We start from the raw sequence: 24,328 nt of genomic DNA, 5'->3' as shown, positions 1-24,328 counted from the left end.
GCGAGTTGCTGAAGTTGGGGTTGGGACATATGGCCAATGGAGCTGGGACCGCGCTGGGCCTGTCGATCGGCACCACCAACCTGGCGGCCGTCGCCGCCGAGAAGGCCATCACCCGCAAGCCCGTCCTGACGCTCTATCCGGAGCGCGCGCCGGAGGTCGGCATCCCCGCCGAAAATCCGCGGCTCAACCAGCCCGGCCTGGTGATCACCGGGTTCGTCAATCGCATCTCCGACCCCCGCGGCGTGGTGGCGGCGGACGGGTCGGTACACCGCAGCGAGGAATTGATCGCGGACGCCATGCGGGCGCTGGCCTACAGCGTGACCGGGGGGCGCACCCTGCCCGAGAGCGTCGCCGTCACCTATCCCGCCCACTGGCCGTCGCCGGCGGTCGACGCGGTGGGCACAGCGCTGAGCTCGGTGGCCGAATGGTCCAACCGGGCGCGGCCGCTGATGCTGATTCCGGACGCCGCGGCGACGCTGCTGGCCGTGCGAACCGCCCCCGGCCTACCGGCCCACGGGACGGTGGCGGTGTGCGACTTCGGCGGCAGCGGTACCAGCGTCACGTTCATGCGCGCCGACGGTGACTACCAGGCGCTGGCCCCGACCGTGCGGCTGCACGATTTCTCCGGCGACCTGATCGACCAGGCGCTGCTGAGCGCCGTCATCTCCAACATGCCGAGCACCGCCGCGTTCGACCCGGCGGGCACCGTGGCGATCGGCTCGCTGAGCCGGCTGCGCACCGCGTGCCGAAGCGCCAAGGAGGAGCTGTCGGCGACCACGGCGGCCACGCTGAGCGACGGGCTGACCGGCGAAGTGCGTGTCACCCGCGACGAGCTTGACGAGGCGATCCGCACCCCACTGGACAGGTTCGTGGCCGTGCTGGAAAACGCGTTGGCGCGCAACGGAATTCAGGACCTGGTAGCGGTGGTGTCCGCCGGCGGTGGAGCGAACATCCCCGCGATCACCACCACGCTGTCGCAGTACTTCCGCGTCCCGGTCATCACCACGCCGCGCCCGCAGCTGACGGCGGCCACCGGCGCCGCGCTGCGGGCGGCGCATGGGCCCGGCGAGAGCGCCGCGACGGCGTCGGCCCCGGCCGCGCCCGCCACGGCGACCGCGCGGGCGGTCCCCAGCACCCGGTCGCCCGAAGCGACCGCGACGGCGCAGGCGGCGCCCGCCTGGCCGACAGCCGGCGCCGCGTCCGTGCAGGCGTGGTCGCAGACCGGCAACCAATCGCAGGCGGCGACCGCCTCGCAGGCGGCGCCCGCCGCCGAAGAACCCGTCGCCGCAGAAGACTCCACTGCCGATGCCGGGGGCGAGAAGCGCAAGCGCCGCCTGTTTCGCCTGCCGGTGATGGCGGCGATAGTGGGTGCGGCCGCGGGGGTGGCGCTCGTCGGGACCGCAGTCACGATCGGCCTGACTTCGGCGAACAAGACCGCGACGACCCCGGCGCCGGGCGTGACCAGCGGTCCGGTCCCCGCGCCGCCGGCCAACACCGCGACCGCTCAGGCGCCCCCGCCCAGCGAAGAGGCTCCCGCGCCTTCAACGACAACGCCGACGGATACCAATCCGCCCGCCCAAACCGAAACGCCGTCGACCAGCGTCCCGTCAGCCAAACCGCAGCATGCGCCGCCACTCGCGGCCGCGCCCGTGCGTCCGGCGATCCCGCAGGTACCGCCCATCCCCCCGGTGCCCGGCCTGAACGAAGCCATCCCGGGGCTGGACCGGATCAATCAGATCATTCAAGGGATCGGGGGCGACTTGGGCATCAGCGGCATCCCCCAATTGGGCTCCCAGCTGGGAACGACCCGCTAGGTCAGTCCTTTTCGCCCTTGTTCTCCGCTTTTGCGGCCTCTTTGAGCTTCTCGTTCAGGGCCTTGTCCTTCTCGATCTGGTCCTTCAGAGCTTCCTCGTCGCGGCCCTCTTCCGTCTCGGCTTCGCCCTGGTCGGCCTTGCCTTGGTCATCGGAACCCGCGTTGTCGGGAACTTCGTGCCTGGGATTGCCGTCCTCGTCCAACCAGTCGTTGACCGCGGTGCCCGAAACGCTGCCGCCGGTGCCGGGCAGCACGATGGTGGCCTTTTCTTTGTAGGCCTCCATCATTTCGGCGGCCTTCTTCTTGTCGTCCTCGTCCGGCTCCGGCTTTTCCGTCAGCTTTTGATCGGTTTCCTGATCGGTGTCCTCATCGGCCTGGTCGGTGTGCTGGTCGGCCGATTTATCGTCCTGCACGCTCATGCGTCTACCCCCTCGCCATCGCAGGTCGCGATTTGCAGGGGTTACCCGTTGCGGCGTTGTGTCGAAACTCTCACGACAGGGATCGTTCGCGCTTCACCAGCTCGACCAGCGCGAGAGGAATCCGCATCGGCTCGGGTGCGCTTGACAGGCTCGCCGCGACCGCGTCCTGAAGTTGGTCGACGAATTCGCCGGCCCGCCCGTCGCGCACCCCGTCATCCAGCCCGCGCACCAGCGCGGGGAACAGCGCCGCGCGGGCGAATGCCGCCCACTGCGCGCCGAAGGCCTCGGCGTCGCGGTCCGCCTGGAACCGAATCCAGAAGCGATCCTCGGCGTTGAACGTCTCGAGATGGTCGATGGTCAGGCCTTCGAAGCGTCCGCTGGGCGCGAACGGGGCGCGAAAGTCCTTCTCGCTGCGGGCGAATGTGGGAATGGTCATCCGGCGCAGCTCCTCCTGGCGCAGCAGGCCGTCGCGGACCTGTGCATGCAGCGCCTCGAGCATCGCGTCGAGCAGCGTCGGGAAGCCCGATGTGCCGTCCTCGTCGAGGGCGATCGTCATCACCACCAGCCGCCCGTCGGGGGCCAGTTCGCGGCCGCGGAACGCCACGAAGTTGTGCCAGTCCAGGGCCGCCCGCTGGGTGTATGCCGCGCGCGCGTCTTCGTCGTGGCTGTAGGAGATGTGCAGGTGATCGTGCACCTCGGCGGGCATCGTGCTCAGCCACTGCGCCGCCCACGACGACCAGCCCAGGTTGACGGTCTTGGACGGCACGATCTGGTCGTAGAACGACCGGCCGATCGACGATGCGAACGTCGCCGCATCCAGGTGCAGGTAGCTCTCCGGGTCGTCGGACAGGGTGCGAAACAGCGCCGAGAAGTCATTGTCGGGAATGTCGGTGTGCGCCACCAGGATTGCGTGGTCGTTTTGGGTGCGCCGACGCAGGAGCGCGATCGCCGCCGACATCGGCTTGAGCGAATTGTGTCCGTTGGCGCAACCGTAATCGGCGATGACGATGGGCTGCGGGGGCTTGGGCAGCGGCACCTGCTCGGCGGCCCGCTTGAACAACGCGATGGCCGGGCCTAACCCGGCGGCCTGCAGCCGCGACGACTGGGTATAGACGGGCTCCGGCCGGACCACAATGCTCGATTCGGGCATCCGAGGCTCAGGCCGCATGTCCCAACGATAGTCGTCAGGTCGGCTTCGGGTAGCTGACGCCGGTGAGCTGCTCGGAAAGCTCCCAAAGTCGTTGGCAGTCAGCCTCGTTGCGGGCGGGCGCGGGCACCTTGGCCAGCCGCACCCCGCCGCCGGCGGCCTCGTAGAAGCCGCGCGGCCCGTAGAACGCGCCGCCCTGGGCGTGCGGCGCGGCGGCCGCGTACAGCGCCGGGAGGATGCCCTCGTCGATCTCCTGCCACAAAAACGGCGTGAAGCGCCAGGACGCCTTGTACAGCCGCTCCATCAGAGCGGGCTTTTCGCGCCCGTGCGAGGGTCCGGCGATCTGCAGGTTGGTCTTGGTCAGGCCGGGGTGCGCGGCGTTGGACATGATGCCCCAGCCGGCCGCCCGGCTGCGCCGGTCCAGCTCGAGGGCGAACATCAGCACCGCCAGCTTCGACTGGCCGTAGGCCGACATGGCCGCGTAGGACTTCTCGAACTGCGGGTCGTCGAAGTGGATCTTGCCGCTTTGGCGGGCGGCCAGGCTGCTGAGCGAGACCACGCGCGCTTTGCCCGCCGCGCGCAGCAGCGGCAGCACGTGCCCCGTCAGGGCGAAGTGCCCGAGATGGTTGCTGCCGAACTGCAATTCGAAACCGTCGGCGGTGGTGTCGCGTTCCGGCGGGGTCATGACGCCGGCGTTGTTGATCAGGATGTCGATGGGGCGGCCCTCGGCGTTGAGTTGTTCACCCAGCGCAGCGACCGAGGCCAGCGACGACAGGTCCAGCGACTTGATGGCCAGCTTGGCGTCGGGGACCGTGTCGCGGATTTCCGCGATCGCCTTCTCCCCTTTGCCGCGGTTGCGGATCGCCATGACGACGTCGGCGCCGGCGGCGGCGAGCCGCCGGGCCAGGCCGAACCCCAGGCCGCTGTTGGCGCCGGTGACGATTGCCAGCTTGCCCGACAGGTCGGGCACCGTGGCGACAAGATCGTTGGCCATGCGTAACGCTCCCTTCGAGTGCGCCCCGTCATAGTGTGCTCTTTGTGTCGGCTCGTCGACAGCGCATCCGTGGCTGGGCGGCCGCGTTGGTCGTGGGCGCGCTGCCCGCGCTCGCCTTTCCCGCGCCGTCGTGGTGGTGGCTGGCCTGGTTCGGCCTGGTGCCGCTGCTCCTGTTGGTGCGGGCCGCGGCTACCGGATGGGAGGCGTGCGTGCGGGCGTGGCTCGGCGTCGCCGGATTCGTGCTGGCCACCCAGTACTGGCTGCTGACGTTCGTCGGCCCGTTGCTCGCGGTGATCGCCATCGGTTTCGGTGCGCTCTGGCTGCCCTGGGGGTGGTTGACGCATCGATTGCTGTCCGGGCCCGTCGGCCCGGCGCGGACGGTTTCCGCGGTGGTGGTGTTGCCCAGCGCGTGGGTCGCCGCCGAGGCCGTGCGGTCGTGGCCGCCGCTGGGTGGCCCGTGGGCGTCGCTGGGCGCGTCGCAGTCCGCCCAGCCCGTCACGCTGGCCTCGGCATCCTTGGGAGGGGTGTGGCTGACGAGTTTCCTTGTGGTGGCGGCAAATACGGCTCTGGTGGGCGTGGTGGTGCACCGCGACGCTTCGGGCCGGCTCGTCGCGCTGGGGTGCGCGGTGGCCTGCGCGGCTCTCGGTCCGGCCTGGTATCTGCTGGGCCCGTCGCCCGCCGGCGGCGCCACGGTGCGGGTGGCGCTGGTGCAGCCGGGCGACATCGCCGACTCGGGCGCCCGCCAGGCCGCCGCCGAGGAGCTCACCGCTTCGGTTGCGGGTCAGCGCCCGGACTTGGTGGTCTGGGGGGAAAGCACCGTGGGCTCCGATCTCGCCGGCCACCCGGAAGTGTTGGCGCGGCTCACCGAGCTATCGCGGCGGGTGGGGGCTGATTTGTTGGTCAACGTCGACGCGCCCGCGCCCGGCGGCGGGATCTACAAGTCGGCGGTGCTCATCGGGTCGGGTGGATCGTTGGGCACGTACCGGAAGACCCGGCTGGTGCCGTTCGGCGAATACGTCCCGCTGCGACCGCTTTTCGGCTGGATCACCCGCCACAGCAGGGCCGCGGCCGAGGACCGGCAACGTGGGACCGGGCCCGTCGTGTTGCACGCCGGCGCACTGGGTATCGGCCCGTTGATCAGCTACGAGACCCTGTTCTCGGACCTGGCCCGCCGGGAGGCGCGACTCGGTGCGGAGCTGTTGGTGTACCAGAGCTCCACGTCGTCATACCAGGGGACCTGGGCGCAGCCACAGCTGGCCGCCCAGGTGGCGGTGCGCGCCGTCGAGGCGGGCCGCCCGGCCGTGCACGCCGGATCCTCCGGCGACAGCGCGGCGTTCGACGCGCGAGGCCACCGGCTGGCGTGGTACCCGTCGGACTTCCGGGGCGTGACCGTGGTGAGCGTGCCGTTGGGTTCGCGCGTCACGCCCTACCAGCTGCTGGGGGACTGGGTGCCGATGCTGGCCTTCGTCGCCGTCGGCTTTGCGCTGGTGCGCTGGCAGCGCCCGGCCCGCGGTGCCACACTGCCTGGATGAGCAGCCGACGGGTCGCGAAGATTTCGCTGGCCGCCGCCGTCACGCTGATGGCCGTGTCGGTGGGCGGCTTCATCGTCGCCCTGGTGCTCAACGCGTTCTTCCTGGACAAGTACAACGCCTACGGCGAGGTGCCGGTCCCGGGCTCCGGCAGCCTCGACCTGCCCGCCGGTGACGTCACCATCAGCCTGCACACCGTCGTCATCAGCAGTCCCGACCGGGGGCTACCCGTGCCTCCGCTGGGGGTCACCCTCGCGCCGCCCGACGGCGTGGCGCAGCCCGTGGTGACCGAAAACATCGGCAGCACAACGACCGTCAACAACGACGCGCACGTGCGGGTGTGGGTGGCTCGGATTGCGGCCGGCGGCACCTACAACATCACGACCGACGGGCAGGTCAACGGCTATATCAACCCGCGACTGGCCTTCGGGCACAAGAGTTCCGTGGGCTTTTTGGTGTGGTTGTTCGTCGGGCTGTTCGTGGTGGGGCTGGTCGATTCGATCATGTCCGGTTTGTGGTTGGGCCGTACGCGGCGCCGCGCGGTGGTGGCCGCGAATCTGCCGCAACCGTGATGCGCGCTGGTCTCGGACCAATCGACGACTCTCGTTTTTGATATCGCCCGCGATATCAAAAACGGGGACCGTGTGGTGGTCCGGGCCTGGTGCTGGTGTGGCGGATGTGGCCGCACGGGCCTGCGCGTGGCCGGACGCGGCTCAGTGGCCCGACGCGGCTCAGTGGCCGCGGGCCACCCACTCTGCGTAGTGGACGATCTCGTCGCCGATGGTGGTGCTGTCGCCGTGGCCGGTGTGCACCACCGTCTCACCGGGCAGCTTGCCCAGCCGCTCGGAGATGGACTGCAGGATCGTCGGGAAGTCCGAATATGAGCGCCCGGTCGCGCCCGGGCCGCCGGCGAACAGCGTGTCGCCGCTGAACACGACCCCCAGGTCATGCGAATACCAACACACCGATCCGGGGGAATGGCCCGGGGTGTGCAGCGCCCGTAGCTCGGTCCCTCCGACGCTCAGCGTCTCGCCATCGGATAGCGGGCGAAACTCGTTGTCCGGATGGGTCATTCGCCACAGCACCTCGTCGGAGGGATGCAGCAGCACCGGCGCGTCGAGCGTCTTGCCGAGTTCCGGCGCGACCGTCACGTGGTCGTTGTGACCGTGCGTGCACACCACCGCGACCACATGGCGGCCATCCACGGCCTCGACGATCGGCCCCGCGTCGTGGGCGGCGTCGAACACCACCACGTTGGAGTTGTCGCCGATCAGCCAGATGTTGTTGTCGACTTCCCAACTGCCGCCGTCGAGTTCGAAGGTGCCGTGGGTGACCACCCGCTCGATGTTCACCATCAGAGCACCACCACCGAACGTAACACCTTGCCTCCGTGCATCTTGTGAAAAGCCTCCTCGACGTCGTCTAGCCCGATTCGCTCGGAGACAAACCTCTCCAGGGGCAGCCGGCCCTGGAGGTAGAGGTCGATCAGGGTGGGGAAGTCCCGTTCGGGCAGGCAATCGCCGTACCACGACGACTTCAGCGACCCGCCGTGGCTGAAGAAGTCGATCAGCGGCATGTCGAGCTTCATGTCGGGCGTCGGAACACCCACCAGCACAACGGTTCCCGCGAGGTCGCGGGCATAGAAGGCCTGCTTCCAGGTTTCGGGCCGGCCGACGGCGTCGATCGCGACGTTGACCCCGAACCCGTCGGTGAGGTCCTGGATCGCCTCCACGACGTCGGCCTGGCGGGCGTTGACGGTGTGGGTGGCGCCGAACTCGCGGGCCCAGTCCAGCTTGGTGTCGTCGGTGTCGACGGCGATGATGCGCCGGGCCCCGACCAGCGCGGCGCCGGCGATCGCGGCATCGCCGACGCCGCCGCAGCCGATCACCGCGACGGTGTCGTCGCGGGTGACACCGCCGGTGTTGATCGCCGCGCCGATCCCGGCCATCACCCCGCAGCCGAGCAGGCCCGCGACAGCAGGGTCGGCGGCGGGATCGACCTTGGTGCATTGGCCGGCGTGCACCAGCGTCTTGTCGGCGAACGCCCCGATGCCCAGGGCGGGCGTGAGTTCCGTGCCGTCGGTCAGCGTCATCTTCTGCGCGGCGTTGAAGGTGTCGAAGCACAGGTGCGGGCGGCCGCGCTTGCAGGCCCGACACTGGCCGCAGACCGCGCGCCAGTTCAGGATGACGAAGTCATCTGGCTCGACCGCGGTCACGCCGGGGCCGACCGCCTCGACCCGGCCGGCCGCCTCGTGGCCGAGCAGGAAGGGGTACTCGTCGTTGATGCCGCCCTCGCGGTAGGTCAGGTCCGTGTGGCACACCCCGCAGGCGATGATGTCGACCAGGGCCTCGCCGGGCCCGGGGTCCGGGACGACGATGTCCACCAGCTCGACGGGTTCGCCCTTCTTTCGTGAAATCACGCCGCGCACTGTCTGACTCATGGCCACCAACCTACGGTGTAGCGTCGCTGGGCATGACGGCAGCCGAGACCGCTTCCGAAACGTCCGAAGAATTCAGCGAACGAATCGCGGCGGCCATCGACGGCGCCAGCCTGACGCTGCTGCTGAGCATCGGGCACCAGACCGGGCTGCTCGACACGATGGCGGGGCTGGCTTCCGCCACCAGCGCGCAGATCGCCGAAGCGGCCGGCCTCAACGAGCGCTACGTGCGCGAGTGGCTGGCCGGCATGACGACCGGGCGCGTCGTCGACTACGACCCCGACTCCGCCACCTACTCGCTGCCCGCGCACCGCGCGGGCGTGCTGACCCGGGCGGCCGGGCCGGACAACCTGGCCCTGGTGGCCCTGTTCGTCCCGCAGCTCGCCGAAGTCGAACAGAAAATCATCGGTTGCTTCCGCGAGGGCGGCGGCCTGCACTACGGCGAGTTCCCCCGGTTCCACGCGCTGATGGCCGAGCAGAGCGGCGTGGTGTACGACAACGCTTTGGTCGATGTGGTGCTGCCGCTGGTCGACGGTCTCGTCGAACGCTTGCGCTCGGGAGCCGACGTGGCGGATTTCGGCTGCGGCAGCGGCCACGCGGTCAACGTGATGGCGCGGGCGTTTCCGGCCAGCCGCTTCACCGGAATCGACTTCTCCGACGAGGCGATCGCCGTCGGCGCCCGCGAGGCGGCCGACCTCGGTCTGGCGAACGCGACCTTCGAAAGCCACAACCTGGCGGAGCTGGACAAATCGGACGCCTACGACGTGATCACCGTGTTCGACGCCATCCACGACCAGGCCCACCCGGCGCGGGTGTTGGAGAACATCCACCGCGCCCTGCGTCCCGGCGGCGTGCTGCTGATGGCCGACATCAAGGCGTCGAGCCGGCTCGAGGACAACGTCGGCATCCCGATGAGCACCTACCTCTACACCACGTCGCTGATGCACTGCATGACGGTGTCGTTGGCGCTGGACGGCGCCGGGCTGGGCACCGCCTGGGGGACACAGCTGGCCACCGCGATGCTGGGCGATGCCGGGTTCGACGACGTGCAGGTGGCCGAGATCGAGTCGGACCCGATCAATAACTACTACATCGCCCGGAAGTGATGGCGGCACTCGACGCGCTGGCTGATTGGCCGGTCGAGGCGGCCGCCGCGGCGGTGATCGGACCCGACGGGGTGCTGGCCGGCCACGGCGACACCGAGCGGGTGTTCGAGCTTGCTTCGGTGACCAAGCCGCTGGTGGCCCGCGCCGTGCACGTGGCCGTCGAAGAGGGTGTCGTCGACCTGGACACCGCCGCCGGCCCGCCGGGCGCCACGATCCGCCACCTGCTGGCGCACGCGTCGGGCCTGGCCCTGCACAACGATCACGTGCTGGCCGCCCCCGGGGCGCGGCGCATCTACTCCAACCACGGCTTCACCGTGCTCGCCCAAGTCGTGGAGCGCGAATCCGGCATCGAGTTCGGGCGCTACCTGGCCGAAGCGGTCTGCGAACCCTTGGGCATGGCCGCCACCCGGCTGGACGGCGGCGCGCCGGCCGCCGGGTTCGGGGCGACGTCCACGGTGGCGGACCTGGCGGCTTTCGCCGTCGACCTGCTGCGACCGTCGACCGTCTCGGCCGAACTGCACGCCGAGGCGACTGCGGTGCAATTTCCCGGTCTGGACGGGGTGTTGCCCGGCTACGGTGTGCAGCGACCCAACGACTGGGGGCTGGGTTTCGAGATCCGGGACGCCAAATCGCCGCACTGGACCGGCGCCCGCAATTCGCCGCGAACGTACGGCCATTTCGGGCAGGCGGGCGGTTTCATCTGGGCGGATCCCGAACGTGGCCTGGCGCTGGTGGTCCTCACGAACCGCGATTTCGGGGAGTGGGCGCTGCGGCCCTGGCCTGCGATTTCCGACGCCGTGATCGCCGAATATGGCTAATGGAAAATGCACACTAGCGCAACACGGGCATCACAAGGCACAATAGACACGCACGACACACAAATAGTTAGCAGATCCTGCTTGTAGGTCCGCCAGGTCGTTGGGGAAGACGTCCCTCGCGGAACCGAAGGAGCAGGATATGCGTGCGTCGAATCAATTCGCCGACGTGACGACTGGCGTGGTGTACGTGCACGCCTCGCCGGCAGCGGTATGCCCGCATGTCGAGTGGGCGTTGTCGTCGACCCTTGGGGCGAAGGCGAACCTCACCTGGACGCCGCAGCCGGCCATGCCCGGACAGCTGCGCGCGGTCACCAACTGGGTCGGGCCGGTCGGCACCGGCGCCAGGCTGGCCAACGCCTTGCGCTCCTGGTCGGTGCTGCGGTTCGAGGTCACCGAGGACCCCAGCCCCGGAGTGGACGGCCAGCGATTCAGCCACACCCCGCAGCTCGGCCTGTGGAGCGGGGCGATGAGCGCCAACGGCGACGTCATGGTCGGGGAGATGCGGCTGCGCGCGCTGATGGCGCAGGGCGCCGACACCCTGGCCGCCGAGCTGGACACAGTGCTGGGAACGGCGTGGGACGACGCCCTGGAGTCGTACCGCGACGGCGGCGAGGTCGGCGAGGTGACCTGGCTCAGCCGGGGAGTCGGCTAGGCGCGTTTCGACGTCTGGAGGGCAATCGGCGACCCTCGAACTTGATAGCGCAGGCGATATCAATTCGGCGAGCCGCTATTGGTCCTCAGCTCGGCGCAGGATCCGCAGCGCGCCCGGAACCGCGCTGATCTCGGCGGGCAGCGGGCAGGCGAAGTCGCCGTCGGCGTAGACGTTGATGCCCGGGCACTCGACTTGAACGGATTTGGCCCGCGTGGTGCTCACCTCGTCGAGGTCGACGTGGGTGCCTTTCATCACGGTGGGGAAGAGGCGGACCAGCTTCGTCCGGGACGCCGAGTGCACCATGGTGATATCGAGCAGACCGTCGGTGTGATCGGCGTGGGGGCAGATCAGCATGCCGCCGCCATAGCTGCGGGTATTGCCGAAGGCCGCCAGCGTGATGTCGGCATCGATCTCTCGCGTCCCGTCGAGGACCATGCGAAAGGGCAACAGCCGCAACTGCGATAGCTCGGCGAGCATGGCGACGTAGTACCGCAACCGCCCGTCCGGCCAGGTCATCCGGTTGGCCCGGTCGGTCACCAGGGAGTCGAATCCGGTGGCCGCCACCGTGCCGAACCACTTGTCGGCCCCGTTCTCGGCGCGGATCCGGCCCAGGTCGATGGTTTCCGTGCAGCCGTCGACGATGATGTCCGCGGCGGCTTCCGGATCCTTTGTGGGCAGACCGAATTCGCGGGCGTGGTCGTTACCCGTCCCCGCCGCCACGATGCCGATTGGAACGTCGGTGCCCGCGAGCACTTGCAGCGCGTTGGAGACGACGCCGTCACCGCCGGTCACCATCACCGCGTCGACGCCCTTCTCCAGTGCCGCGCTCACCAGGTAGCGCGCGTCCTGCGCGTCGTCGCCGATGATCTCGACCACCTCGACACCGTGGTGGTGCAGCCGCGCGATCGCGCGCTCCGCCGCCCGGATCGCGGCGCCGTGCCCGGAGACGGGGTTGGTCAGCGCGATCACTTTCGCGATCTCGCGCCGATTCATGGAATCAGCTTGCCGGGGTTGAGGATTCCAGCGGGGTCCAGGGTCGCCTTGACCGCGCGTAAGACCTGCACCCCCAGCTCGCCCACCTCGTCGGCCATCCAGGGGCGGTGGTCGGCGCCGACCGCGTGGTGGTGGGTGATCGTGCCGCCGGTGGCCATGATCGCGTCGCACGCGGCCCTTTTCGCGGCCTTCCATTGTTCGATCGGATTGCCGCGCTGGCCGGCGACGACGGTGAAGTACAACGACGCTCCGGTGGGGTAGACGTGCGAAATGTGGCACATCACCAGCGCCGGTGTGCCGGTCTCGGCCAGCGCGTCGGTAAGCGCTTGCGTCACAGCGGCTTTGAGCGCGGGGATGTTGGACCAGTCGGTGGCGGTCTCGAGCGTCTCGCAGAGTGCGCCGGCCGACAGCAGCGAGTCGCGCAGATACGGTGCGCCGAACCGCCCGTGCTCCCAGGCCCGCGCGGGCGCTTCGCCCAGCGACGTTCCGCCTTGCGCCGCCAGCAGGGCGCTGGTTTCGGCGTGCCGACTCTCGACGTGTTCCTTGCTGCCCTCGAACACCGTGATCGCCAGACAGCCGCCGGTGATCTGGCTTTCGCCGATCGACTCGGTGGTGGCCAGATTGACTCCCGTCTCGGCCTCGTCGGAAAGCCGGATGACGGTTGAGCCGGTGGCCGTTTGCGTGACGGCGCGCAGGGCCGCGGCCCCGGTCTCGAAGTCCGGGAAGGACCACGCCTCGTAGCGGACGGCTTCCGGGAGGCGGTGCACCCGCAGCCGCACCCGGGTGATGACGCCGAAGGCACCCTCCGAGCCGATCATCAGCTGACGCAGGTCGGGGCCGGCGGCGGACTCGGGCGCGCGGCCCAGGTCCAGGGTGCCCACCGGGGTGACCACGCGCAGGCCGCGCACCATGTCGTTGAACCGGCCGTAGCCCGCCGAGTCCTGCCCGGACGAGCGCGTCGCGGCGAAGCCGCCGATCGTCGCGTATTCGAAGCTCTGCGGGAAATGCCCGAGTGAAAAGCCTTGAGCGCCAAGCAAGCGTTCCGCATCCGGTCCGGTGACGCCGGCCCCGAACACGGCCTGACCCGAGACGTCGTCGAGCGAGATCAGTTGGTCGAGGCGGCGCAGGTCGAGGGACACGACGGCTTGGAACTCGCCGCGTACGGGATCCAAACCGCCGACCACGCTGGTGCCGCCGCCGAACGGGATGACGGCGATGCGGTGGTGGGAGCAGTAGCGCAGGACCGTGGCGACGGCGTCCTCGTCGCCGGGCAGCAGGATGGCGTCGGGCACGTCCTGCACGCCCGCGTCCTTGCGGCGCAGCAGGTCGATCGTGGACTTGCCGCCGGCGTGCAGCAGCCGATCCCGGTCGTCGGTGCGGCAGTAGGCGGCGCCGACGAGCTCGGCCAGTGCGTCGCGATGCGCCTGCGACAACGCCGACGGGCGCACGCGCACCTGATCGGGTTCGAGCTCGGCGACGCCGGAATCCTGCACGCCCACAGCCTGTTTCAACAGCGCCCGGATCCCCTCGGAGAGCGGCTTGGCCGCGGCGGGGTCACCCCAGGCGTTCCACTTCATCGGGGGGAGGAGGCCCTCGGGTTGCGTCATGCGTTACAGTATTACACATGCTGTCAATCAGTAACGCTCGCATGCCGGTGGACACCGGAGAGCGCATCCTCGCGGCGGCAGCCAGCTGCGTGGTCGATTTCGGGGTGGACCGGGTGACCCTGGCCGAGATCGCTCGACGCGCGGGCGTCAGCAGGCCCACGGTCTACCGCCGCTGGCCGGACACTCAGTCGATCGTGGCCGCGCTGTTGACCCGGCACGTCACCGAGGTGATGCGGGACGCGCCGCTGCTCGGTGACGACCGGGAATCGCTTGTCCGACAGATCGTCACGGTGGCCGACCTGCTGCGCCGCGACCGCCTCGTGATGTCCGTCTTGCACTCCGAGCTCGCGCCGATCTACATCACCGAGCGCCTCGGGACCAGCCAGCACATGCTGATCGACGCCCTCGCCGCCCGGCTGCGAGTCGCCCAGCGCAATGGCAGCGTGCGCGCCGGCGACCCGGTCCAGATGGCGACCATGGTGCTGCTGATCGCCCAGTCGACCATTCAGTCCGCGCAGATCGTCGAACCGCTCCTGGACGCCGAAACGCTGGCCGGCGAACTCGCCTACTCGCTGAACGGATACCTGTCGTGATCCCCGACCCCACCGCGCTCAACGCCGCCCGCCGCGCGGCCGACCTGAGCGCGCTGGCCGACGGCGAACCGCTGGACGTCGTCGTGATCGGCGGCGGCATCACCGGCGCCGGCATCGCTTTGGACGCCGCGTCGCGCGGGTTGCGGGTGGCGCTGGTGGAAAAGCATGATCTGGCCTTCGGCACCAGCCGCTGGAGTTCCAAGTTGGTGCACGGCGGCCTGCGCTACCTGGCGACCGGCAACGTGGGGATCGCCCGGCGCAGCGCCATCGAACGCGGAATCCTGATGAGCCGCAACGCCCCTCATCTCGTTCATGCGATGCCGCAACTGGTTCCGCTGCTGCCGTCCATGGGCCGGGGCAAACGCGCGGTGGTGCGCGCCGGATTCCTGGCGGGGGACGCGCTGCGGATGCTTGCGGGCACGTCGTCGTCGACGCTGCCGCGGTCGCGCCGAGTCGGGCCCGAGCGCGTCGTGCAGATGGCGCCCACTGTCCGGCGTGACGGCCTGGACGGGGGCCTGCTGGCCTACGACGGGCAGCTGATCGACGACGCCCGGCTGGTCACCGCGGTCGCGCGCACCGCGGCGCAGCACGGCGCGCGGATCCTGACCTACGTGGCGGCGTCGAAGGCCACCGGCACTTCGGTGCGGCTGACCGACCAGCGCACTGGGCAGTCGTTCGATGTCTCGGCCGGGGCGGTCATCAACGCGGCCGGGGTGTGGGCGGCCGAGATCGACGGCGTGTTGCGGCTGCGACCCAGCCGTGGCACGCATCTGGTGTTCGACGCCGAAGCCTTCGGCAATCCCACTGCGGCGCTGACGATTCCGATACCCGGTGAGCTCAACCGGTTCGTGTTCGCCATGCCCGAGCAGCTCGGCCGGGTCTACCTGGGGCTGACCGACGAAGCCGCGCCCGGGCCGATTCCGGACGTGCCGACGCCGTCGGCCGACGAGGTCGCGTTCCTATTGGAGACGGTCAACACCGCGTTGGGGGTTGGGCTCGGCCCCGCCGACGTCACCGGTGCGTACGCGGGCCTGCGACCGTTGATCGACACCGGGGAGGGCCGCACCGCCGACGTCTCGCGCGAGCACGCCGTCGTGGAGTCGGGATCCGGGATCATCAGCGTGATCGGCGGCAAGCTGACCGAATACCGTTACATGGCACAGGATGTGCTGGATCGGGCGATCAGCCTGCGGCACCTGCGCGCCACGAAGTGCCGTACCCACAACCTCCCGCTGATCGGCGCGCCCGCGAACCCGGGGTCGGCCGGCTCGAGCCCCGTTGCCGGATTGCCGGCGTCGCTGCTGCAGCGATACGGCGCCGAGGCGGCCAAGGTCGTCGCCGCCGCCGGCTGCAAACGCCCGACTGAGCCGGTCGCCGAGGGCATCGACGTCACCCGGGCGGAATTCGAGTACGCGATCACCCATGAGGGCGCGCTGGATGTCTCGGACATCGTGGATCGGCGGACGCGGATCGGATTGGTCGAGTCCGATCGCGAGCGCGTGGTGGCGGTGGCGGAGGAGTTCGTGGCGCGGTTCGGCTAGGGCGCGCGTCGGGATTCATATTATGACTGTAAATCCCGAATGACAGCGACTATCATTTCTCTGATGACGACCATTCGCGTTCCCGTGCTCATCGTCGGTGCCGGCGCCGCCGGCTTGGCCACCTCCGCGTTGCTGGCCAAACACGGGGCCCATTCGCTGCTGGTGGAGAAGCGGCGCGAGACTTTCATCTATCCCAAGGCCCGCAACCTGAGCTTCCGGAGCCTGGAAATCCTGCGCGGCCTCGGGCTCGGCGACGAGGTACATGCGGTCGCCGACCATGTTTCGACCCTGATGGTCAGGCCCACGCTCAACAGCGCCGAGGAACGCGTGGCCATCGACATCAACGCGATCTTCGCGGGACTCGACGCGCTCAGCCCGGAGCCCGCCGCGCAGTATTGCCCGCAGAGCAGGCTGGAGCCGATTCTGCTCGGCGAGACGCGCCGGCGGGGAAGCGAGGTGCGGTACGGGACGGAAGTGGTGTCGCTCGAGCAAGACGGGGCCGGCGTCACCGCGGTGGTCCGCGACCGGGATACCGGGAAGTCCGAGACTGTCCGCGCCGACTACCTCGTCGGCGCCGATGGTGTGCACAGCCCGGTCCGAAACTGGTTGGGCATCAGCACGTCCGGTTATGGCGCGTTACCGATCTTCGTCGTGTTCATCTACTTCCGGGCGCCCTGGAAGAAGTTCGTCTCGCAGTTGGCCGACGGGGATGCCGTGCAAGTCAAGAACGCTGACGTGGACGGCATCTTTCTGCTGGTCGACGGCGACTTGGGGATGTTCATCACCACGTACTTCCCGGGCAAAGGTGAGTCGGCGGAGCAGTTCACGCCGCAACGCTGCCGGGATGTGCTCATCAGGGCGATCGGCGAGCCGATAGACATCGATGTCATCGAGGTCGCGGCCTGGCAACCCTACGAGCAGGTGGCCGACCAATTTCGTTGTGGCCGAACATTTCTCGTCGGCGATTCGGCGCACACCATGCCGCCGTTCAAGGCCGGGGGAGCCAACACCGCGATCCAGAGTGCGCACAACCTGGCCTGGAAGCTGGCCGCCGTTTTAGACGGGACCGCCGAACCGGCACTGCTGGATACCTACCAGGCCGAGCGTCACCCGGTTGGGCAGTTCGCCGCCCGGCAGTCGCTGACCGGCCCGACGCTCGCCGTGCTGCCCATGAGCGAGGACGGTCCACAATTGCCGGCCGACGAGGAGTGCTCGATGTTCGAACTGCTCATCGGATTTCAATACCGCTCGGCCGCGGTGGTGAACGTCGACGGGCCTGCGACGGTTTCGGGCGGTGTGCAGCTCGTGGGGGAGTTGCGCGCTCAGCCCGGCACCCGGGTTCCCCACGTGTGGGTGCGCGACGGCGTGTCGACGCTCGACCTGGTTGGGCCCGGGTTCACCGTGCTGACCGGCGACGAACGCTGGTGTGCCGCTGCGGCTTCGGTGCCGGTGGCCGCGCACCGCATCCATAGCGACGAGTGGTCGGCAGTCACCGGACTCACTCCCGAAGGCGCGCTGTTGATCCGTCCGGACGATTTCGTCGGCTGGCGTGCCGATGCGCTGCCTGACAACCCCGAAGGCGAACTGCGCCGGGCGCTTACCACGATCCTGGGCCGCGGAAGGGCATAACCACCTTGCCGAATTTGATAGCACAGGTGATATCAAATTCGTAGCCCACCCAATGGTCGGAGAGCCGTGCTGAAGGGGCCGATGCGGCCGCTCTCGACCTACAGCGGGATGTTCTTGTGCCGACCGCGGCGCGCCGGCGCCTGGGCCAGCGCCTCGGTGAGCTTGCTGCGGGTGTGCGACGGGTCGATCTTCTCGTCGACCACACCGATCTCGATGGCGCTGTCCACACCGCCGGCGATCTTCTCGTGCTCGGCGGCCAACTGGTCGTGCAGCGCTTCGCGCTCGTCATCGGCCGCGGCGGCCAGCTTCTTCTTGTGCAGGATGCCGACGGCGGCCTTGGCACCCATCACGGCCACCTCGGCGTCCGGCCAGGCGTACACCTTCGTCGCGTTGAGCGATCGGGAGTTCATCGCAATGTAGGCCCCGCCGTAGGTCTTTCGGGTGACCAGCGTGACGCGCGGAACCGTGCACTCGCCGAACGCGTGCAGCAGCTTCGCGCCGCGGCGCACCACGCCGCCCCACTCCTGGTCGACGCCGGGCAGGTAGCCGGGAACGTCGACGACCACGATCAGCGGGATGCCGAACGCGTCGCACAGACGCACGAATCGTGCTGCCTTCTCGGCGCTTTCGGAGTTCAGGCAGCCACCCAGTCGCAACGGGTTGTTCGCCAGGACGCCCACCGTGCGGCCGGACAACCGGCCCAGCCCGATCACCATCGACGGTGCCCAGTTGGCCTGGAACTCGTCGAACGGCGTCTCGTCGTCCAGGATCGCGGTCACGATCGGACGCACGTCGTAGGCCCGCCGGGCCGACTCGGGGAGCAGCGCGTGGATATCGGTGTCACCGGCCTCGGCCCTGCTGCGGTCGAAATGGCCCTGCTGGCAGAACAATCCGACCAGGCGGCGGCCACGCTCGTAGGCGTCGAGCTCGTCGTCGGCGACGATGTGGCACACGCCGGACTTCTTGTGGTGGGTCTCCGGGCCGCCGAGGGACGCCATGTCCACGTCCTCCCCGGTGACGCTCCGCACCACGTCGGGCCCGGTGACGAACACCCGGCTTTCCGGCGCCATCACGATGACGTCGGTCAGCGCGGGACCGTAGGCCGCGCCGCCGGCGGCGAAACCGACGACCACCGAGATCTGCGGGACATATCCGGACGCGCGAATCATCGCCTCGAACACCGTCCCGACCGCGTGCAACGCCTTGACGCCCTCGGCCAGGCGCGCCCCGCCGGAGTGCCAGATGCCCACGATCGGGCTCTGCTCCTCGATGGCGGTGTCATAGGCGTTGACGATGTGGGCACAGCCCTCGACGCCCATGGCGCCGCCCATCACGGTCCCGTCGGTGCAGAAGGCGATGGTCCGCACACCGTTCACGGTGCCCGACGCCGAAAGCACACCCGAGCGGTCACGCTCGTGCAGCAGCTCGACGCTGCCCTCGTCGAAGAAGTTGCTCAGACGCAGCAACGGGTCCCTGGGGTCGAGCGACTCGCCGACCGACGCGGGGGCCATGATTGTCATCGCAGTCTCCTGTTTTCCGGGTGTGCTGTCTGGTGACGAAGCGGTGATCAGTACCGCCCGAAGGCGACCGCGACGTTGTGCCCGCCGAATCCGAACGAGTTGTTGATGGCGTACCGGTAGTTGCCCGGACGCGGCTTGCCCGCCACCACGTCCAGATCCACCTCGGGGTCGAGGTTTTCGAGGTTCAGCGTCGGCGGAACGACCTGGTCCCGCAGGGCCATCACCGTCAGGATCGACTCGACCGCACCCACGGCGCCCACCGAGTGGCCGAGCGCGGACTTGGGCGCATACACCGCCGGCTTGTGGCTGCCCAGGGCGTTGTTGATGGCCTTGGCCTCGGCCACGTCGCCGACCTGGGTACCGGTGGCATGGGCGTTGACGTGGTCGATATCGCCCGGAGTGAGCCCCGCGAGCTGGATCGCCCGCGAGATCGCATGGCCGGCGCGTGCCCCATCGGGGTCCGGCGCCACCATGTGAAAGCCGTCCGAGGTGATGCTGGCCCCCATTACCCGGGCCAGGATGTTGGCGCCACGGGCCTTGGCGTGCTCCTCGGTCTCGATCACCATCAGCGCGCCACCCTCACCGAACACGAACCCGTTGCGGTCGCGGTCGAACGGGCGGCAGGCGCCCGCCGGGTCGTCGTTGGTTGTGGACAACACGATGCGCATTGCGGCGAACGCCGCGATGGGCACCGCCTCGATCTTGGTTTCCACACCACCGCAGATCGCGATGTCGGCCTCGCCGAACACGATGTGCCGCCACGCCTGGGCGATACCTTCGGCGCCCGACGCACATGCCGACACCGGGGCGCATACCCCGGCCTTGGCATGCCGCTCCAGCCCAACCGTCGCGGCCGCGCCGTTGGGCATGTATTTCTGCACGCCCAGCGGGTTGAACGCCTTGGTGCCGCGCTCGCGCAGCGAGTCATAACCCCAGATGAGCTCCTCGGTCGAGCCCATCCCGGTGCCGATGCACACCATCAACCGGTTGGTGTCCACCTCTGGTGAACCGGCGTTCTCCCATACCCGCCGGCCCAGCACGGTGGACATCTTTTGCAGATAGGACAGACGACGCAACTCAATGCGCGTCAGGTGGCTGTCGAACTCCTCGACGAGGTGCCCGCCGATACGGACCGGCAGGTCGAACTCTTCGATGAACGGGTCCTCGAGGGTGCGGATTCCACTTTGGCCGTCTAGCAACAACTTCCAGGTGTTCTCCGCATCCGATGCGACTGCGGTCGTCATGGCGATGCCTGTGACGACCACGTTCGGGAGCGCTTTCCCGGTAACCAGCTCTGTCATGAGTCTTGCGATCTTCCTTCTGTGCTCAGTACCGCCCGAAGGCGAGCGCCACATTGTGGCCACCGAACCCGAACGAGTTGTTGATCGCGTAACGGAAATCGCCGTAGCGAGGTTCGCCCGCAACAACATCAAGGTCGATCTCGGGATCTGGGGTTTCGTAATTCAGTGTTGGCGGTATCACGCCGTCCCGAAGGCTCAATACCGTGAGAACAGATTCCAGCGCGCCGACCGCGCCGATAGAGTGGCCCAGCGCCGACTTCGGCGCGTACACCGCTGCTCGCTCGCAGCCGGCGACCCGGATGGCGTTGGCCTCGGCCGTGTCGCCGATCGGCGTCGCCGTCCCGTGAGCGTTGACGTGGTCGATGTCCTTGGGGGACAAGCCCGCCAATTCGAGCGACCGTTGCATTGCCCGTCCGGCGCGCACGCCGTCCGCCGCGGGAGCGACCATGTGGAACGCGTCCGACGTGATGCCGGCACCCATCAACCGGGCCAGCGGCTTGGCACCGCGGGCCTTGGCGTGCTCCTCGGTCTCGATGATCATCATGGCCCCGGCCTCGCCGAAGACGAAGCCGTCGCGGTCCTTGTCGAACGGCCGCGAGGCACGTTCGGGCTCATCGTTGCGGGTGGACATGGCCCGCATCATGGAGAACGCCGCGATGGGCAGCGCCTCGATGGGTCCCTCGACACCGCCGCAGACGGCGAAGTCGGCGTCACCCATGACGATCTGCCGCCAGGCGTGGGCGATCGCCTCCGAGCCCGACGAACAGGCCGACACCGGGGTGATCACTCCGGCGCGGGCACCGAGCTGCAGGCCCACCACCGCCGCGGCGCCGTTGGGCATAATCATCTGAACGGCGAGCGGCGACACCTTGCGGGGACCGCCCTCGTTCATCAGGTCGTAGGTCTCCACGATCCGCTCGGCGCCGCCGAGCCCGGTGCCGACCACCACCGAGAACCGGTCGGGGTCGACCTCCGGGCTGCCGGCGGACTCCCACAGCTGAGTGCCCAGCAACTTGGCCAACCGTTGGACGTAGGACATCCGCCGCAAGTCGAGCCTGCTCATGTGCTCGTCGATGGGCTCCTTGAGGTGACCACCGATCTTGACGGGCAGGTCCCACTTGGTGACGAACTCGTCCTCGAGAACGTGGATGCCGCTTTCGCCGGCTAACAAACCCTTCCACGTGCTCTCGATGTCCGGCGCGATCGATGTCGTCGCCGTGACGGCGGTTACCACAACGTTGGGGTAACCGCCATTGGCAGTGGAAGGCTTGCTCACTTGTCCGCTTCCAGCCTCGCCTTGACGTTGGCAACGGCGTCGGGGTTCTCGGACTCCAGCTTGGCGCGCAGCGCTGCGGCGGCCTCTGGGTCTTCTTCCTCGAGCTTCTGGATGTACGCGACGACGTCACCGACGGTACGCAGACCGGCGAGGTCCTCGTCCGGGATCTTCACGCCGTACTTGTCCTCGGTCTGCACCGCGATCTCGACCATCGACAGCGAGTCGATGTCCAGGTCGTCCACGAACGACTTCTCCGGGGTGACCTCGGACGGCTCGATACCGGTGACCTCTTCGATGATCTCCGCGATACCGGCAATGATTTCTTCTTGAGTGACGGCCACAGCGTCTTCCCTTCGTAATGTGTTGAGTTGATCGAACAGAATGTTCTTTAGAGCGGTATGTGGTTGTACTGGAAGCGGCTTCTAGAGTTCGGCCAGTGCGTCCAGGTCTGCGGGTGCTTTGACGGCGCGGGTCGTAACCCCCCGAAGTTCGCGTTTGGCGATGCCGGTGAGAGTGCCCGCAGGGGGGAACTCCACGGCCGCCGTGATTTCCCGGTCACGCATGGTTGCCGTGCACAGGTCCCAGCGCACCGGCTGGGTGAGTTGAGCGACCAGCGCGTCCATCGCCGCCGCCGCCGAGGCGACGGGCTGCCCGTCGCGGTTGGACAGCAGCGTGGCGGTGGGCTCGGCGGTCGCGACGGCGGCCGCCGCGGCGGCGTAGCGGTCGAGGGCCGGAGCCATGTACTTGGTGTGGAACGCCCCGGCCACCCCGAGGGCGCGGATCCGGGCCTTGGCCGGCGGGTCCTCGGCCAGCTTCTCCAGCGCCGTGAGCGGGCCGGCGGCGACGATCTGGCCGGCGGCGTTGCGGTTGGCGGGGAACAGGTCGAGCTGCTCGAGACGGGTCAGCACCTCGGCCTCGTCACCGCCGAGCACCGCGGACATGCCGGTCGGCTCGATGGCGCAGGCCTTGGCCATTTCGGCGCCACGGGTGGCGGCCAGCGCGACGGCGTCATCGGCGGCCATCACACCGGCGATCGCGTAGGCCGCGATCTCGCCGACGGAGTGACCCGCCACGATGAGGTCCGCGTCGGCAAGCAGGCCGCGCTTGGTGAGCTCCTGGTGGGCCAGCAGCGTGGCCGCGACGACCAGGGGCTGAGTGACCGAGGTGTCGGTGATCTCCTCGGTCGACGCGGTGGTACCCAGCCGGACCAGGTCGAGGCCGCTGGCCTTCGACCACAGGTCGAGCTGGTCCGCGGCACCCGGCAGGTCGAGCCACGGCGAGAGCATCCCCTCGGTCTGTGAACCCTGTCCGGGCGCAAGCAATGCAATCACGTGTTTAAGAGAACACTGTGGAAACGGTTTTGGCGGGTGTAACAGATTATGAACCTCGTCTTAGGTTTTTGTGTAGTCCCCACAAAATAGCTCCGTAAGCTACGTGTTCGATATCGTGCCGCGACCTGTGGCCTGGGTCACTACGCCTCGGATTGACTCCCGATAGCCGCCCTGACCGGCAGCGGAACCGGAGGCATCGCGTTGGTGCCAAGGCTAGCGGGAGCTGTGGGGTAGTTGAGCTGGCCGACCGTCGCCGCCACTCGCAGCACATATGCGTCGCGGGGCTGCGTGGGGTCTCGTCCGGTGAAGTCGGTGATCCGCTTGAGCCGGTAGCGGACCGTGTTTGGATGAACGAACAACTTTCTGGCACATGCCTCAATGGCGCCGCCACAATCTAAATAAGCGTCGAGAGTCTCGATGAGCGTGGGGCCCGCCGCGGCCAACGGTCCCATGACGTCGGTGTGCAACGCCACGATCGCCGAGGCGTCCCCCATCAGGGCACGTTCGGGCAGGAGTTCGCGCGCCGGCACGGGCCGCGGCGCCCCCCGCCAGCCACCGACGGCGTTCATCCCGGAGATCGCCTCGCTGGCGCTGTGGTAGGCCGCGGTCAGCATTGGCGCCGTCGGACCGATGACCACCGGGCCGTCGGAGAACGCGTCCAGTAGGTCGCCGAGGAATTTGTCGGTGGGCGACAGTTGGCCCGACACGACGGCGACCAGCCAGGTGCCGTGCACATCGGTGAGGGCGGCGCGGCCGTGCCGGCCGGCGATGTCGCGGACGTGCTGACTGGCCCGCTGGTCGTCGCCCGGTCCGGTCGACCCGCCGGGGCCCGGCGCGGGGACCCCGACCACGACCGTGGCGGGGGCGGTGGTGTCCCAGTTGAGCGCCGCGGCCCGGGACAACAGCTCGGGGCCGGTGTCACCGCGCACCACCGCGTCGACGACGCTGGCCTCCATCCGGCTGTCCCAGCTGCCGCGCGCCTCGGCCGCGTTCGCGTAGGCCGAGGCGGACGTGAAGGCCAGGTCGCGGCTGTACTTCAGGACGCCCACGGTCAGTGCGGTCAACTGCTCCTCGGAGCGGGCCACCAGCGGCAGCACCTCTTCGAAGAACTCCATGGTGACGCGCACCATGTCCACGCTGTGCCGCAACGCGATGCGGCGGGCCAGGTCCTGGGGCACCAGCTCGAAGGCCTGTGCGGTGTAGCTGACGTTGCTGTGGGGGTCCTGCATCCACTCGACGAAGTTGTTGATGGCGGTCTGCACCACCAGTGCGACGCTGGCCCGCTGGGAGGCTTCCAGGTCGGCGAAGAACGGCAACCGGTCCTGCATGACCGAAACCGCCTCGGTGGCCAGCCGGCCGGAGTGCTGCTTCAACCGGCGCATGACGGAATCCGGCACGGTGTCCAGCAGTTCGAGCGGCGACCGTGGCTGCTTGGCGAACGGGCCGGCGAACGGGTTGTCATTCACCCCTAAAACCTACGCCATATTTTGGAAGTATCCGCCAAGGCGGTGGCGGGTGAACGGCGATCTTCGCCCGAGCGTCACGCCCCCCGGGGGGCCCGGGGCGCCCCCCGCCCGGGGGGGGCCGCCGCGGGGGGGGGGGGGGGGGCGCCGCCCCCCCCC

At 68.9% G+C, this 24,328-nt stretch carries 22 protein-coding genes; 9 read left to right on the top strand and 13 right to left on the bottom strand.

Features of this window, described 5'->3' with window-relative positions; translation table 11 throughout:
* Positions 1–29: 29 nt before the first annotated feature.
* Entirely contained in the window at positions 30–1,814 is a 1,785-nt protein-coding gene (locus A5750_RS20360; protein WP_067265281.1) for an Hsp70 family protein, read from the top strand.
* Position 1,815: 1 nt separating this feature from the next.
* Here A5750_RS20360 and A5750_RS20355 read toward each other — a convergent pair whose 3' ends face one another.
* The 3 genes from A5750_RS20355 to A5750_RS20345 all read right to left on the bottom strand — a co-directional run bounded on the left by A5750_RS20355 (position 1,816) and on the right by A5750_RS20345 (position 4,373).
* A complete protein-coding gene (locus A5750_RS20355) occupies positions 1,816–2,232 on the bottom strand; it encodes a hypothetical protein (protein WP_067265276.1) in 417 nt (138 codons plus the stop codon).
* A gap of 70 nt (positions 2,233–2,302) precedes the next feature.
* Complete coding sequence (locus tag A5750_RS20350) at positions 2,303–3,400, bottom strand: SAM-dependent methyltransferase (RefSeq protein ID WP_067265273.1); 1,098 nt, start codon at positions 3,398–3,400, stop codon at positions 2,303–2,305.
* 16 nt (positions 3,401–3,416) lie between these two features.
* Positions 3,417–4,373: an SDR family oxidoreductase gene (locus tag A5750_RS20345; RefSeq protein WP_067265269.1), complete on the bottom strand. Its 957-nt coding sequence runs from the start codon at positions 4,371–4,373 to the stop codon at positions 3,417–3,419.
* A gap of 86 nt (positions 4,374–4,459) precedes the next feature.
* On the opposite strand from A5750_RS20345, the gene lnt reads away from it, so the two are divergent.
* Both lnt and A5750_RS20335 read left to right on the top strand, forming a co-directional pair.
* On the top strand, positions 4,460–5,905 hold the full coding sequence (gene lnt / locus A5750_RS20340; RefSeq protein ID WP_067265266.1) for an apolipoprotein N-acyltransferase: 1,446 nt from the start codon (positions 4,460–4,462) through the stop codon (positions 5,903–5,905).
* Positions 5,902–6,474, top strand: coding sequence for a hypothetical protein (locus A5750_RS20335; RefSeq protein WP_066949669.1), 573 nt, complete (start codon positions 5,902–5,904; stop codon positions 6,472–6,474). Before lnt ends, A5750_RS20335 begins: the two co-directional genes overlap by 4 nt.
* 159 nt (positions 6,475–6,633) lie before the next feature.
* Here A5750_RS20335 and A5750_RS20330 read toward each other — a convergent pair whose 3' ends face one another.
* Together A5750_RS20330 and A5750_RS20325 are read right to left on the bottom strand one after the other, a co-directional pair.
* Complete coding sequence (locus tag A5750_RS20330; RefSeq protein ID WP_067265263.1) at positions 6,634–7,257, bottom strand: MBL fold metallo-hydrolase; 624 nt, start codon at positions 7,255–7,257, stop codon at positions 6,634–6,636.
* Positions 7,257–8,342: an S-(hydroxymethyl)mycothiol dehydrogenase gene (locus A5750_RS20325; RefSeq protein ID WP_067265260.1), complete on the bottom strand. Its 1,086-nt coding sequence runs from the start codon at positions 8,340–8,342 to the stop codon at positions 7,257–7,259. The genes A5750_RS20330 and A5750_RS20325 overlap by 1 nt, the downstream gene beginning before the upstream one ends.
* A gap of 32 nt (positions 8,343–8,374) precedes the next feature.
* Between A5750_RS20325 and A5750_RS20320 the strand changes: the two genes are divergently transcribed.
* From A5750_RS20320 to A5750_RS20310, 3 genes are all read left to right on the top strand, one after another.
* Positions 8,375–9,445: a class I SAM-dependent methyltransferase gene (locus A5750_RS20320; protein WP_066949681.1), complete on the top strand. Its 1,071-nt coding sequence runs from the start codon at positions 8,375–8,377 to the stop codon at positions 9,443–9,445.
* A complete protein-coding gene (locus tag A5750_RS20315) occupies positions 9,445–10,263 on the top strand; it encodes a serine hydrolase (RefSeq protein WP_067265257.1) in 819 nt (272 codons plus the stop codon). Before A5750_RS20320 ends, A5750_RS20315 begins: the two co-directional genes overlap by 1 nt.
* A gap of 139 nt (positions 10,264–10,402) precedes the next feature.
* A complete protein-coding gene (locus tag A5750_RS20310; protein WP_066949688.1) occupies positions 10,403–10,915 on the top strand; it encodes a DUF3145 domain-containing protein in 513 nt (170 codons plus the stop codon).
* A 75-nt stretch (positions 10,916–10,990) separates the two neighbouring features.
* On the opposite strand, the gene A5750_RS20305 is transcribed toward A5750_RS20310, so the two are convergent.
* The gene (locus A5750_RS20305; RefSeq protein ID WP_067265253.1) at positions 10,991–11,908 is read right to left on the bottom strand and encodes a diacylglycerol kinase; all 918 of its coding nucleotides are present in this window, start codon (positions 11,906–11,908) and stop codon (positions 10,991–10,993) included.
* Positions 11,905–13,485, bottom strand: coding sequence for an FAD-binding oxidoreductase (locus tag A5750_RS20300; protein WP_369829494.1), 1,581 nt, complete (start codon positions 13,483–13,485; stop codon positions 11,905–11,907). The genes A5750_RS20305 and A5750_RS20300 overlap by 4 nt, the downstream gene beginning before the upstream one ends.
* Positions 13,486–13,532: 47 nt before the next feature.
* Here A5750_RS20300 and A5750_RS20295 point away from each other — a divergent pair, with 47 nt between their 5' ends.
* The 3 genes from A5750_RS20295 to A5750_RS20285 all read left to right on the top strand — a co-directional run bounded on the left by A5750_RS20295 (position 13,533) and on the right by A5750_RS20285 (position 17,278).
* Positions 13,533–14,108, top strand: coding sequence for a TetR/AcrR family transcriptional regulator (locus A5750_RS20295; protein WP_066949698.1), 576 nt, complete (start codon positions 13,533–13,535; stop codon positions 14,106–14,108).
* Entirely contained in the window at positions 14,105–15,649 is a 1,545-nt protein-coding gene (locus A5750_RS20290; RefSeq protein WP_067265246.1) for a glycerol-3-phosphate dehydrogenase/oxidase, read from the top strand. Before A5750_RS20295 ends, A5750_RS20290 begins: the two co-directional genes overlap by 4 nt.
* A gap of 63 nt (positions 15,650–15,712) precedes the next feature.
* Positions 15,713–17,278 carry an FAD-dependent monooxygenase gene (locus A5750_RS20285; RefSeq protein WP_067265243.1) on the top strand — a complete coding sequence of 522 codons (1,566 nt, stop codon included), beginning with the start codon at positions 15,713–15,715 and terminating at the stop codon, positions 17,276–17,278.
* 98 nt (positions 17,279–17,376) lie between these two features.
* Here A5750_RS20285 and A5750_RS20280 read toward each other — a convergent pair whose 3' ends face one another.
* The 6 genes from A5750_RS20280 to A5750_RS20255 form a co-directional block, all read right to left on the bottom strand.
* Positions 17,377–18,798 carry an acyl-CoA carboxylase subunit beta gene (locus A5750_RS20280; protein ID WP_066949709.1) on the bottom strand — a complete coding sequence of 474 codons (1,422 nt, stop codon included), beginning with the start codon at positions 18,796–18,798 and terminating at the stop codon, positions 17,377–17,379.
* A 47-nt stretch (positions 18,799–18,845) separates the two neighbouring features.
* On the bottom strand, positions 18,846–20,099 hold the full coding sequence (gene kasB, locus A5750_RS20275; RefSeq protein WP_066949712.1) for a 3-oxoacyl-ACP synthase KasB: 1,254 nt from the start codon (positions 20,097–20,099) through the stop codon (positions 18,846–18,848).
* 25 nt (positions 20,100–20,124) lie between these two features.
* On the bottom strand, positions 20,125–21,375 hold the full coding sequence (gene kasA / locus A5750_RS20270) for a 3-oxoacyl-ACP synthase KasA (RefSeq protein WP_066949715.1): 1,251 nt from the start codon (positions 21,373–21,375) through the stop codon (positions 20,125–20,127).
* Positions 21,372–21,716, bottom strand: coding sequence for a meromycolate extension acyl carrier protein AcpM (gene acpM, locus A5750_RS20265; protein ID WP_066949723.1), 345 nt, complete (start codon positions 21,714–21,716; stop codon positions 21,372–21,374). Before acpM ends, kasA begins: the two co-directional genes overlap by 4 nt.
* Before the next feature lie 81 nt (positions 21,717–21,797).
* Positions 21,798–22,706 (bottom strand): ACP S-malonyltransferase, encoded by a 909-nt coding sequence (locus tag A5750_RS20260; protein ID WP_067265240.1) that lies wholly within the window; start codon positions 22,704–22,706, stop codon positions 21,798–21,800.
* 140 nt (positions 22,707–22,846) lie between these two features.
* On the bottom strand, positions 22,847–24,172 hold the full coding sequence (locus tag A5750_RS20255; RefSeq protein WP_067265236.1) for a CdaR family transcriptional regulator: 1,326 nt from the start codon (positions 24,170–24,172) through the stop codon (positions 22,847–22,849).
* Between the last annotated feature and the right edge of the window lie 156 nt (positions 24,173–24,328).

Origin of the sequence: Mycobacterium sp. 852002-51613_SCH5001154, from assembly GCF_001667425.1 — a bacterium.
Classification (GTDB): Bacteria; Actinomycetota; Actinomycetes; order Mycobacteriales; family Mycobacteriaceae; genus Mycobacterium.
Note: the sequence above shows the minus strand (reverse complement) of the source record. Positions and strands in the feature narration are given on the sequence as shown.